This is a genomic window from Persicitalea jodogahamensis (genome assembly GCF_014651615.1).
Lineage (GTDB): Bacteria > Bacteroidota > Bacteroidia > Cytophagales > Spirosomataceae > Persicitalea > Persicitalea jodogahamensis.
The window spans coordinates 138,440-150,953 of sequence record NZ_BMXF01000006.1; the positions used below are offsets into that span (position 1 = coordinate 138,440).

At 51.2% G+C, this 12,514-nt stretch carries 12 protein-coding genes; 10 read left to right on the forward strand and 2 right to left on the reverse strand.

The window, feature by feature from the left end; translation table 11 throughout:
• The first annotated feature begins 77 nt into the window (after positions 1 to 77).
• From IE117_RS23120 to IE117_RS23130, 3 genes are all read left to right on the forward strand, one after another.
• On the forward strand, positions 78 to 644 hold the full coding sequence (locus IE117_RS23120) for a hypothetical protein (RefSeq protein WP_189567856.1): 567 nt from the start codon (positions 78 to 80) through the stop codon (positions 642 to 644).
• Positions 645 to 758: 114 nt separating this feature from the next.
• Positions 759 to 1,490, forward strand: coding sequence for an RluA family pseudouridine synthase (locus IE117_RS23125; protein ID WP_189567858.1), 732 nt, complete (start codon positions 759 to 761; stop codon positions 1,488 to 1,490).
• Positions 1,491 to 1,559: 69 nt separating this feature from the next.
• Positions 1,560 to 1,901: a DUF6787 family protein gene (locus IE117_RS23130; RefSeq protein ID WP_189567860.1), complete on the forward strand. Its 342-nt coding sequence runs from the start codon at positions 1,560 to 1,562 to the stop codon at positions 1,899 to 1,901.
• 10 nt (positions 1,902 to 1,911) lie between these two features.
• Here the strand turns inward: IE117_RS23130 and IE117_RS23135 are convergent, their stop codons facing one another.
• Positions 1,912 to 2,076: a hypothetical protein gene (locus IE117_RS23135; RefSeq protein WP_189567862.1), complete on the reverse strand. Its 165-nt coding sequence runs from the start codon at positions 2,074 to 2,076 to the stop codon at positions 1,912 to 1,914.
• 387 nt (positions 2,077 to 2,463) lie between these two features.
• Between IE117_RS23135 and mutL the strand changes: the two genes are divergently transcribed.
• Entirely contained in the window at positions 2,464 to 4,350 is a 1,887-nt protein-coding gene (mutL, locus tag IE117_RS23140) for a DNA mismatch repair endonuclease MutL (protein WP_189567870.1), read from the forward strand.
• A gap of 92 nt (positions 4,351 to 4,442) precedes the next feature.
• Here mutL and IE117_RS23145 read toward each other — a convergent pair whose 3' ends face one another.
• Positions 4,443 to 5,918 (reverse strand): TonB-dependent receptor, encoded by a 1,476-nt coding sequence (locus IE117_RS23145; RefSeq protein WP_189567872.1) that lies wholly within the window; start codon positions 5,916 to 5,918, stop codon positions 4,443 to 4,445.
• A gap of 188 nt (positions 5,919 to 6,106) precedes the next feature.
• Between IE117_RS23145 and IE117_RS23150 the strand changes: the two genes are divergently transcribed.
• The 6 genes from IE117_RS23150 to IE117_RS23175 all read left to right on the forward strand — a co-directional run bounded on the left by IE117_RS23150 (position 6,107) and on the right by IE117_RS23175 (position 12,499).
• Positions 6,107 to 6,700: a DUF6992 family protein gene (locus IE117_RS23150; RefSeq protein WP_189567873.1), complete on the forward strand. Its 594-nt coding sequence runs from the start codon at positions 6,107 to 6,109 to the stop codon at positions 6,698 to 6,700.
• Between the two features lie 136 nt (positions 6,701 to 6,836).
• The gene (locus tag IE117_RS23155; RefSeq protein WP_189567874.1) at positions 6,837 to 7,754 is read left to right on the forward strand and encodes a TIGR01777 family oxidoreductase; all 918 of its coding nucleotides are present in this window, start codon (positions 6,837 to 6,839) and stop codon (positions 7,752 to 7,754) included.
• Positions 7,755 to 7,957: 203 nt separating this feature from the next.
• The gene (locus IE117_RS23160) at positions 7,958 to 9,916 is read left to right on the forward strand and encodes a polysaccharide biosynthesis protein (protein ID WP_189567875.1); all 1,959 of its coding nucleotides are present in this window, start codon (positions 7,958 to 7,960) and stop codon (positions 9,914 to 9,916) included.
• Positions 9,917 to 9,937: 21 nt separating this feature from the next.
• Positions 9,938 to 10,564, forward strand: coding sequence for an ABC transporter ATP-binding protein (locus IE117_RS23165; RefSeq protein WP_189567876.1), 627 nt, complete (start codon positions 9,938 to 9,940; stop codon positions 10,562 to 10,564).
• 118 nt (positions 10,565 to 10,682) lie between these two features.
• Positions 10,683 to 11,927, forward strand: a complete 1,245-nt coding sequence (locus IE117_RS23170) for an ABC transporter permease (RefSeq protein ID WP_189567877.1) — start codon at positions 10,683 to 10,685, stop codon at positions 11,925 to 11,927.
• Positions 11,928 to 12,055: 128 nt separating this feature from the next.
• A complete protein-coding gene (locus tag IE117_RS23175; RefSeq protein ID WP_189567878.1) occupies positions 12,056 to 12,499 on the forward strand; it encodes a DUF3299 domain-containing protein in 444 nt (147 codons plus the stop codon).
• The last annotated feature ends 15 nt before the right edge of the window (positions 12,500 to 12,514 follow it).

Genomic DNA, 12,514 nt, shown 5'->3' on the forward strand with positions numbered 1-12,514 from the left:
AGAGGCATTTATTGGCGAGGATTGCTAAATATGAACTCGCTTATAAAATACCAATATCAGGACATTAAACGAATGGTATGAAAAGCAAACTGTTAATAACTCTAATGAGTGCTCTCCTTTTTAGCCAGTGTTCAGTAGATAGGGGCTTTGTTCCAAAGGTAGATGAGCAAACCAGAATAGAATACCTCACAAAGTTGGTACCACACATAACTGGTACATTTGATATGAGGAAAGTTCAGATAAAACGCCAAAACATTACGCCTCTTGCAGAATTCAAGCTAGATAGGGATACAACGCTTACCGATTTTGCCACATTGACTCTGGCGCTGGCTCCTGTACAATACGGTTCTGAGCCCAAGCAGTATGAAGGAGAAGTTCGATACAAGGCGAAAAAGTACCCAGTGCGGTTTGATTTGATAACTGGCCCCTGGCTTTACAATCAGAAGGGGAAAGGGTCAAAGGCTTATTTCCTTGTCCAGTATAACTATCCTGTTGGTACATCTCACCTTGTGGAAGATGAAGAGCGCTTCCTTGAACAAATCGGGCTTGTATCGGGTAATTTTTCCCTGGAAACTATGTCGGGACCCATGATTTGGAAGGGATCAGAAAGAGCAATCGAGCAAATTGATTTTGTCAGGAGATAGAATTATTCCCAGAGCAGAAGTCTATGCGTTTTATCTAAGCTCCTGAAAAAAGCCGTTTGCCATATAATTAGTTACAGAACCCCAACAACGCATCACTCAACATATTACCAATCCATGTCCAGGCAACCTTTCAAAGTAATCTACGAAGACAACCACCTCATCATTGTCAATAAAACGGCAGGTGTGCTGGTGCAGGGCGATAAAACCGGAGATGTGAGTCTGCTGGAACTGGTGAAGAAATACATCAAGGACAAGTACGACAAGCCGGGAGCCGTTTTCCTGGGTACCGTTCACCGCATCGACCGACCCGTGAGCGGTTTGGTAGTTTTTGCCCGTACTTCGAAGGCATTAGAACGGATGAACGAGTTGTTCCGCAAGCGCGACATTCAGAAAACCTACTGGGCCATCGTGCGCCGCCGTCCGGCCCAACCCAAGGGCAAGCTGGTACATTGGCTCTCGAAAGATACCAAGCGCAATGTTACCACGGCCTTCGACTACGAAGCGCCGGGCAGCCAAAAGGCTGAATTGACCTACCGCGTGCTGGGAGAGGTGAATAAATTTTTCCTGCTGGAAGTGACGCCGATCACGGGGCGTCCGCACCAGATCCGGGTGCAGTTGGCCAGCATGGGCAGCCCCATCCGGGGTGATGTGAAGTATGGCTACGACCGACCCAATACCGACGGCAGCATCAACCTCCACGCCCGCCGGCTCTACTTCGAGCATCCGGTCAAGAAAGAACCCATTCTTATCAGGGCAGGGTTACCGGTAGATGCCTTCTGGGAGGAATTCCTGCCGCTGGACACGGAAAAAATCGATCTGGACAAACTAAAGTACCTGTACGAATAAAGGCCAGCACAATTTTTTAAAAAATAAAAGGCAAGCTAATATTCATAAAGTACCCTGACCACTACTCAAATGGCCGAAAGCCGACTGCCAAAAGCCAGCTTCTGGCAAAAACTCAAAGATCGCTGGAATGTCCAAAGCGGCTGGGACGTAGCCGTGATTCTGCTGGTCTTTGCCTGCACAGGGTTTTCAATTCTCTATCTAAAAAAAATCCTATACGGCTGGATGGGGGTTACGGCCGCCTCACCGGGGTGGTTGCGGTGGCTGCTGGCAATCGTGGTGGTTTTGCCGTTGTATCAGGTAGTATTGCTGATGTGGGGCTGGCTGCTGGGGAATTTTGACTTTTTCTGGGCCTTCGAAAAAAGAATGATAGCCCGACTGAGCGGGCTATTTGGGAAAAAGCAAAAACAGTAAAAGAATTAAATCATGACTCGATATCGAGGATCATGCGTTGGGCCATAGTACCCACCATGTTGACGATACCCTGCAAGGCACCGAATACCAAACACAGGGGCAGAATGACGGGCAGGAAGATAATCCACTGGATGGCCATCGCGTAGTTTAACTTCTTCAAAGGGGGTAGTTTCATCGTCTGAGGGATTTTAGGGTGACACATTTACAGCAGCACATTCATTCAATTAGTGTGTCTCTCAATAGCCGTGCCAAAAATCATTCGGCATTCCAAGTTTTCTTAAAATTAATATTGAGTTAATCATATAACAACGGGGCAAGGAAGAAGTTTCCGGAATCTACTGAAAAGTTTTCAACAAAACTTTTGAAAATAAAAGCGTTTATTTGTCAACAACGATTTTGGGCCAATCTGCTGACAGGATTGGTTGCCGATTATTGGACAAATACCACGATTCGCTGGATTCATCTGCCATCTTCATTTTTCTCGCGGATGCGCTGGTGACTATCGCCAAGGACCAAAGCACTACGGCATACCGGCTCCACACTTCAAATTTTAAGCTAGTTAATGACCACTTCGGACATCATTCATCTGTTACCGGACTCCATCGCCAACCAGATTGCAGCCGGCGAGGTAGTGCAGCGCCCGGCATCGGTTGTGAAGGAATTGCTCGAAAATTCCATCGACGCCCACGCTCACAGCGTACAGGTGATTATCCGCGACGCGGGAAAAACACTCATTCAGATTATAGACGACGGCGCAGGCATGTCTGAAACCGACGCCCGGATGTCGTTCGAGCGGCACGCAACCTCCAAAATCCGCAACTCCGATGACCTTTTCAAGATCAGGACGATGGGTTTTCGGGGCGAAGCGCTGGCCTCCATTGCTGCCGTGGCACAGGTAGAAGTGCGTACCCGCCGCGCCGACGACGAGATCGGCACCATGATCCGTATAGAGGGTTCGGAAGTAAAGACGCAGGAGTCGGTGGCAACGCTGCCGGGAACGAACCTTTTGGTCAAGAATCTTTTTTTTAACGTCCCCGCCCGTCGCAATTTCCTGAAATCCAATTCCGTAGAGATGCGGCACGTGCTGGACGAATTCCAACGCGTGGCCCTGGCGCATCCCGAGGTGAGCTTTTCGCTCTATCACAACGATGTGGAGGTTTTTAACCTGTACGCTGGAAAGCTGGTGCGCCGGATTACGGACATGTTTGGTAAAAGCTACCGCGACCAGTTGGTTTTTTGCCAGGAAGACACAACCTACATCAGCGTTCGGGGGTATATCGGAAAGCCGGAGTTTGCGCGGAAGACGCGCGGGGAGCAGTACTTCTTCGTCAATGAGCGGTATATCAAGCATAGCTACCTGCACCACGCCATCATCAGTGCCTACGAAGGTACTTTGCCCGAGGGGAGTCACCCGTTCTATGTGCTGTTCATCGAGATCGATCCCTCGCATGTGGATATCAACATCCACCCGACCAAAACGGAGATAAAATTCGATGACGAGCGGTCGGTTTATGCTATTATCCTGGCCGCCGTGCGGAAGGCCGTAGGGGCTAATAATCTTGCCCCACCCATCGACTTTGACGATGATGTCAATTTCCTGTCGCAGCATACGCGACCGCAGGAAGCGGCAACACCCCGCGCCGTACAGCCCGACTGGGCCGCTACGCCCAAAGAGGGGAATGGGACCAGACGTCAACAGGGTAACCTCACCAACTGGAATAAGCTGTTTGAAGGCCTGAAAAGCCCGGACGAAACGGCCCGGCAACAGGCTGCGCTGGAACTCGACCAGGCTGTGGCATCGCGGCCCGCTGTTTCATCGCAATCTGTGACGCTGGCCAGCAAAATCAACCGCCTGGCCGACGAAACCGTTTCGCCTCCCGATGCCGACGCCCTGTTGTTTCAGTTGCACAATCGTTATGTTCTGTCGCAGGTAAAGGAGGGCGCCATGCTGGTAGATCAGAAGGCGGCCTACGAGCGGATTTTGTACGAGCGTTACCGTCAGATGCTGAGCAAGCGTAATGGCTCATGCCAGCAGTTGCTCTTTCCGCAGACTGTCCGGCTGACGCCTGCCGATATGCAGCTCGTTCGCGAAACGACCGACCAGATCCGTGGCCTGGGCTTTGAGTTCGATGAGATTGGACCAAATGAAATATTGGTGCGGGGCGTCCCGGCGGACCTGCCCAACGAAAGCGAGCAGGATCTCTTCGAGGAACTGGTCGAGCAACTGAAACAGAGCTATTCCGACCTCAAGCTTAACAAGCCCGATAGCCTGGCGCGGGCGTTGGCGCGGCGGTTTTCCTCGCGTTACGTGGTAAAGCTGTCGCCATTGGAAATAAAGACGCTGTTGAGTCAGCTATTTGCATCCTCTGACCCCAACCGTACCCCAGGCGGCGAACCCGTGGCCGTGATGCTGACGATGGAGAAGTTAGGGGCTCTGTTCAATGTGTGATGTTCTGATTGGGCTTAAGTAGCGCCGCAAAAATGGGATGGCAGCAAAGTACCTACTTTCCTGCCATCCCATTTTTGTGGTAAAGCGGTTCATTATTCGTTGCTGATTTTAGTGCCGTCGGGCAGCCCGGCAACAACCGCCTTCCGCGCATCGTACACCACGCAGGGAAAGCCAAACAGGCACTTGTCCTTGATAATATCTGCCACGCTGTCCGGCACGAGGTCCTCCCAACCCGGTTCGCCACGCTTGACCATTGCCAGCACCTCGTCGGTGGTCCAGCGCATATACTCAGGATTGTAATTGCGGATGTCCTCGATCTTATCGTTAATAACTAAGTACTGGAAGAGCGGCTTGAGATTGTCGGCTACCTCGAAGTTTTCGAGGGAATAGATCGTGTCATCAGCACGCAGCGTAGGATAAATCAACAGCTTGACCTTTCGGCTGAATAAGGTCGAAAACGATTCCAGAATACCGCCGCGCAAGAAGTCGTAGTGTTTCTCTTCAAAAATATTCTGCAAACTCGGAATGCCCAGCAGCAAGCCTGTTTTCAATCGGGTGAGCTCTGACAGATAGGCTACCAGGCGGAAGTACTCGTGGTAGTTGGAGATCATCACCATGTGGCCGAGTGAGCAGAGGATGTCCACGCGGTCGAGGAAATCCTTTTCATCGATGTTATCCTCCTCATCCGATTGCAAATTGCGCAGCGTCAGTTCCGACACCATAAGTACCCGGTCGGGATCCACGTCGGGCTCGGCAACAAACTGCCGGGTACCATTCTCGATGAGGTCGATATGCACGTTGGTGATCGGCCGCAACCGCCCGCGCATGATCAGGATATGCTTTTTATAAAATGCCTCAGAGGGTTGCAGCACGCCGCCGTCGGCACCAAAAAGGGCTGCGTTTGTGAAACCATTCTTAACCAGATGAAGGCTGATCAGGCGGTTGTCCACCTCCATGAAATCGGGGCCACTCACGCGCATCATGTCTATTTCGATGCGCTCGGGACTGAGGTCGTCCATGAGCGACAGTACCATGGTTTCGGGGGAGGTCGGGTAATAGAAGCAACCATAGATCAGATTGACGCCGATGACACCCAGGGCTTGCTGTTGGAGTACGTTTTCGTCGTCCAGCATCTTGACGTGAATGACTACCTCATTGTAATCGCCGCCGGGCCTGAGCTGAAACCGCAGCCCGATCCAGCCGTGGGCGATGTTGGTTTTGTGGTAGTTGAGGGCCACCACCGTATTGGCAAAGGCAAAAAACTGACTCGAGTCACCCCGCTGCTCGGCCAGTCGTTTTTCCAGCAGGCTGTATTCCTTCTGAATCATTTTGATCAGCCGGGGTTCGCAGACGTAGCGCCCACTATCCTCGGTGCCGTAGATGGCGTCGCTAAACGTCATGTCGTAGGCCGACATGGTTTTGGCGACCGTCCCCGATGCGCCGCCCGCCTTGAAAAATATAGCGGCAGTTTCCTGCCCGGCCCCGATCTCGGCGAAGGATCCGTAAATCTGCGGGTCGAGGTTGATGCGTAGGGCTTTTTGTTTGGTGCCGAGGTTTTTATCGTACATTCTCAGGTAATTAGATTGGATTTTATTGTTCTGTCAACTTTTTCAATCTCGCATTTTCTTTTAAAAATGGCAAGGCACGGATTTAATGAGAGTTGATCTACCCTGGGAATAATCACTGTTTGATGGTGAAGTGTTCCAACTTTTGGGGAAATTAACGGTTTAGTGATGCAATACCTGAATTCCAACTCATGAAAATATGCCGTTTCGTTTTCTTTTTCCTACTGATTGGTCTCACGGTCCGGGCCCAGCAAACTCCACTGGACGATTTGAACCAAAGCCGAATCAAAGTTCAGACGACGGGCATGTGGGTATTGAGTAGCTGGGCGGTGGCCAACATCGCCTACGGCGGCATTGCGGCGGCGCGTGGCGAGGGCAGCAACAAGTACTTTAACCGGATGAATGTCTACTGGAACGTCGTGAATCTGGGAATCGCGGCACCAGCCCTGATCGGATCGTTGCGGCAAAGGAAATCACCACCCACGTCTCTCGATCAAAGTATCGAAGATTTGCATTCCATTGAAAAAACGCTGCTTCTTAACGCCGGACTTGATCTGGCTTATATGACGGGTGGTCTCTATTTACTGGAAAAAGCCAAGAATACGCCCGACAAGCAGGATCGCTTCCGGGGATTTGGTCAATCCATCCTGTTGCAGGGTGGTTTCTTACTTCTGTTCGATGCGGCCAACTACCTTGCCCTGCGTCAAAGTCACCGGCAGGCTGCCGAGATTCTTAAAAAAGTACAGTTTACCGGGCAATCGGTTAGGGTGGTGCTTACGTTTTAGAGAAATGTGTTTCAGAAAATTATGGGCTAGTGGGGCATTTGCTGCGAATAAAACTGATTTGTACTAGTTTGAACTTAAATACGGAAATTAATTTAAAAAGGCCGCCAGCCGAAAGCTGACAGCCGAAAGCCACCATATGAAAAAGAACGTTCTGATTACCGGGGGCACGGGCCTGATTGGCCGTCGCCTGACCGAAATGTTGCTCGAACGCGGCTACCTTGTCTCGTACCTGAGCCGCTCCGAAAAAACGTACCCTGATGTCTCTGTGTATCACTGGGATATTGAAAAGGAGGCTGTCGACCCTCGCGCACTCGATAGCATGGATTACCTCATTCACCTGGCTGGGGCGGGCATCGCCGACGAACGCTGGACGGATGAGCGCAAGAAAGTTATCGTAAAAAGTCGCACTGAGAGCATCGAGCTACTGGCTCGGATCATGAAGGCGCAGGGTCAGCGGCCCAAAGCTTTCGTATCGTCGTCGGCAGTGGGCTATTATGGGGCAGATACCGGAGGAGTGAAGCACACGGAGCAATCGCCGCCGGGTGATGATTTCCTGGCCGAAGTAACGGTCAAGTGGGAGGCATCTGCCGACCACGTGAAAGATTTGGGCGTGCGCACCGTGAAGTTGCGGACGGGCGTAGTGCTGAGCGACAAAAGTGGTGCCCTGCCCAAAATTGCCGCCCCAGCCCGCTTTGGACTGGGGGCACCGCTCGGCGATGGCGACCAGTGGATGTCCTGGATTCATATCGACGATATGTGCCGGCTGTACATTGAGGCGCTGGAAAACGAGAGCTGGGAGGGCGTGTACAACGGCGTGGCGAGTCCGCCTGTGACCAACGCCGAACTCACCAAACTCATCAGCCAGGTACTTCACCGCCCACAGTGGATCCCCAAAGTACCCGAGTTTGCACTCGACCTGGCCTTCGGCGAAATGGCCGAGGTTGTCCTCGGTAGCAGCTACGTGGAGAATGCCCGGCTGCGCACCACGGATTTCAAATACGAGTTTCCTGACCTGGAAGGTACTTTGCAAGATTTGCTTTTGAAAAAAGCGTAGCAAACTCCTGAGCGCTTGATTGGTTTCCTTTCGCTCAATCCCAGATGGGCAGATACTTTTTTCAACAAAATAACCCTAAATTAGCGTATTGTAAATACTTCATCTCGTGAGGCCAGCGACTTTACCCCTCACCAGTACCTTCGAAAACCCACTAGGAAAAAACCGTCGAGGTAAAATTTATCCACTCTGGTAGGTTTCTGCGTATGATTGAAAGATTATTCAGGAGCGTAATCGACAGCTACCATCATCGCTTCGTTTCCCGGCGTTTGATTCTGGCCATCGACCTGGCTATCGTGGCGTTTTCCTTCGTTGCTGCCGCCGTTCTTCGTTTCAATTTCGACTTTTCTGATATCAATTGGCCGGTTTACCGCTACTACCTGCTCTTCCTGCTGCTGGTGCGATGGATTTCCTTTTCGGCGTTTCGCTCCTATCATGGCATCGTACGACACACCAGTCTGGAAGATGCCGGACTAATCTTCCAGACCGTTACGGCCAGTAGCCTGGCCGTCGTCCTCTTATCCTATGCAGCTTCCTATCTCTCCGGGAACACGCTGCTGTACATTCCGATTTCGGTGCTGGTCATCGAGTACCTCATCTGCTTGTTCCTGATGATCGCCAGTCGTTTTTTCGTCAAATCGATGTACAGTGACATCGCCAGCAATAATGCACGTACGGCCCCACAGGACGTAATTATTTATGGTGCGGGTGATCTGGGTATTCTTACCAGGAATGTGTTGCTGAAAGACCCGCAAAGAATTTACAATATTCTTTGCTTCGTCGACGACAATACTACCCTGGCGGGCAAATCGGTGGCGGGGGTCAGGGTAGTTGATCGGGAAACGGCGTTTGAGAAATATTTGAAAAAGAATGCCAAAGAAATAGAAGTCGTACTGGCAGTTCAAAACATAAGTCGCTCAGGGAAAAAGGAAATTTTAGAGTACTTTTTGCAAAAAAATATCCTGATAAAAGTCGTCCCGTCTTCCAACGATTGGCTGGAAGGAACGCTAAGCAGCGGACAAATCCGTAAAATCCGCATTGAAGATCTGCTGGAACGCGAACCCATCCGGTTGGATAGTGTGCACGTCCAAAAGGAAGTTGGCGGAAAGGTGGTAGCCGTGACCGGCGCTGCGGGCTCCATCGGCAGTGAAATTGCCCGGCAGGTTGTTCATTACGCCCCGTTGAAGCTCGTTCTGATCGACCAGTCCGAATCCGGGCTGTACGACCTGGAATTTGAACTGATGAATAATTACGCCGATCTGGTAGCACAGATCGAGGTGGTAGCCGTGGTGGCCGACATCACCGACGAAGGACGGATGCGACGAACTTTCAGGCTGCACGGCCCACAGATTGTATTTCACGCCGCCGCTTACAAGCACGTGCCATTAATGGAACGTTACCCATACGAAGCCGTTAAAACCAATGTGCTGGGTACCGAGATTGTAGCCAATCTCGCCGTAGAGTACGGCGTCGAAAAGTTTGTTTTCGTTTCCACTGATAAGGCCGTCAACCCTACCAACGTTATGGGAGCTACCAAGCGTCTGGCCGAGATGTATGTGCAAAGTCTTAACCCGCACTTGACGCACAATACTGATTTTATCATCACTCGTTTTGGGAACGTATTGGGTTCCAATGGCTCAGTAGTACCCCTTTTCAGAAAGCAGATTCAGTCCGGTGGTCCTGTGACTGTTACACATCCCGAAGTAATTCGCTACTTCATGACTATTCCGGAGGCCTGCCAGCTGGTGTTGGAGGCGGGGGCCATGGGTCGGGGAGGGGATATTTTCGTGTTCGATATGGGCGAACCGGTCAAAATCGTAGATTTGGCCAGGCGGATGATTCAGCTATCGGGGCTTGAAGCAGGACGCGACATTGAAATAACCTACTCGGGGTTGCGACCCGGCGAAAAGCTGTACGAGGAACTTCTCAGCGATGGTGAGACGCATTCGACTACGCATCATCCCAAAATCATGGTTGCCCGACTACCGGCAGTCTCATTTCAGAAGACCCAGGGTACTGTTTCAGAACTCAAAAAAATGCTTCCTTTGGGAAATCGTGACGGGATGGTATCCCTTTTAAAAGCAATCATACCTGAGTACGTCAGTAATAATTCTGAGTTTGAAAAACTCGACCACGTTGAAGAAGACTTCATTGATCCGGTCTGAAAACCATACCCCAATCCGTTTATGATCGCCAGCCACGGCCTCACCTTTTCCTATTCGCCCCAAAAAAAGTTCGCTTTTCCCGACTTGCATTGCGCTGAGCGCGAAGCCTTGCTGATTCTGGGGCAGTCAGGCAGCGGCAAAACTACCCTGCTGCATCTTTTGGCCTTACTGCTGACGCCCGCATCCGGTGAAATAACACTGAACGGCCGGAGTTTGCGGAATCTGTCTGCCCATCAGGCCGGGCAAGTCAGGGCGCAGCAAATCGGAATAATATACCAGCGGGCGCATTTTGTGAGTTCACTCAGCGTGCTGGACAATATCCTGCTGGCCAATTATCTGGCGGACAAGAAACAAGAGAAGAACAAAGCGGCCCAGCTCGCTGAACAGTTAGGATTTGCCGAACATTTATTCAAAAAACCAAACCAACTCAGCCAGGGCGAGCAACAGCGCGTAAGTATTGCCCGTTCGCTCATGAACGACCCGGCCCTTATTCTGGCCGACGAGCCCACCGCCAGTCTCGACGACGAAAATTGCCATAAAGTAGTGAATCTACTGAAAGAGCAGTCTCACTCCATCGGGGCCAGTCTCATCGTTGTCACCCACGACCAGCGGTTAAAGGAGGCTTTTGGTGAGTGGGTGACGTTGTAGTTTTTGAAGAATAAATACACAAGGACGCAGAGCTGCTGATGTGCAGACCCAAGCCGGGTTTGTGACAATGATTAAGCATCAATTACACAAATCAACGATTCCACGATTACACAATAAAATGAATCTTGCTAAAATCAGCTGGGCCAACATTAAAGAAAATAAGCTGAGTAGTTTTCTGAGCGGCTTGCTGCTGGCGCTGGGCATCGGAATTATCTCACTTTTGTTACTTCTGAATCAGCAACTCGACGCACAGTTCCGACGTAATATTCGGGGGATCGACATGGTGGTAGGAGCCAAGGGCAGTCCGTTGCAATTGATTCTGTCGAGCATTTATCAGATCGATGCGCCTACGGGCAACGTGCCACTGGCGGAGGTCAACCAACTCAAAAGAAATCCATTTGTCAAGACGGTCATCCCGCTTTCGCTGGGCGACAACTACCGCGGTTTCCGGGTTGTGGGTACCACACCCGCCTATGTGCAGCATTTTGAGGGCAAGGTCGCCGAAGGCAAACTCTTCACCACCACGCTGGAAACTACGCTGGGTGGCAAAGTGGCCGAAGCCTCCGGCCTGAAAATCGGCGACACTTTTGCCAGTGCCCACGGGCTGGACGAGGAAGGCGACTCCCACGGCGAAACAATGTATAAAGTCGTTGGTATCCTGGAAATCAACGGCTCGGTCATCGACCAGCTCATCCTGACTGACCTGAGCAGCATATGGGCCATCCACGAACACGCCGAACTACCACCACCGGGCGTGAAAGAAAATGATCCCGCCCACGAGGAATTCGACGCGGAAGGGGCACCCAGTCCCGCCGACGAAAAAGAAGTGACGAGCGCCCTCATCAAGTTTCGTAGCCCGATGGGGTTGGTGGCTCTGCCCCGGCAGATCAACGCCAACACTTCCATGCAGGCTGCCCTGCCGAGCATAGAAATCAATCGCCTGTTTTCTTTGCTGGGCGTAGGAATAGAAACCTTACGGGCATTGGCGCTTGTCATTATGCTCATTGCCGGAGCCAGCGTTTTCGTTTCTTTGTATAATTCCCTGAAAGACCGTAAGTACGAGATGGCACTCATGCTATCGATGGGCGCCTCGCGCACCCGGCTTTTCCTGTTATTATTGCTGGAAGGGTTATTTTTGGCCGTCATGGGCTATGTGGCCGGAATCTCGCTGAGTCGCGTGGGTCTGTGGTTGTTTAGCAGGGCCGCCGAGCAGGATTTGCACTATTCGCTCAATCAGTTTGGCATCCTGCCGGAGGAAATTTATCTGCTGGGAGGAGCGTTAGTGATCGGATTATTGGCGGCAGCGTTGCCTTCGCTGGGCGTGTACCGCCTGAATATTTCGAGAACCCTGGCCGAGGATTGAGCCAGTTTTGGGACCATTCGTATTTGATTTTTGAACAAAAAAGACTTTACTTTTGCTATAACATTCGATCAATGAAGTTGTTTCAGTCTTTATAATCAGGCAAATGCTGCCACTACTCATCACTCAAAATGAAACGTACTGTTCTCTGCTCCATACTCGCTTTCTCGTTGCTCTCCTTCGCACCGGCGGCCAATCCCGTCAAACTTACCTGGGAAACGCTGCGGGACGTTACCTTCAAGAAAAAATGGTATCCCGACGAGGCGGTGTATATGCTCTACCCGACCTTCGGTCCCGCGGTGCAAAAGGTGAAAGGGAAGGAGGTGAGTATTACGGGCTATATTCTACCCATTGACCTCGATGCCAATATGTACGTACTGTCGGCCTTTCCTTACAGTGCGTGTTTCTTCTGCGGCGGCGCGGGACCGGAGTCGGTCATGGCCCTAAAGTTCAAGAAAAATCCCCGCAAGTTCAAGACCGACGAGCGGCTGACGTTTAAGGGTACTTTGGCTTTAAATGCAGACGATATTTACCAGATGAACTACGTGCTGGAAAACGCGGAAGTGGCGGATTGAAGCAACGAAATTTAT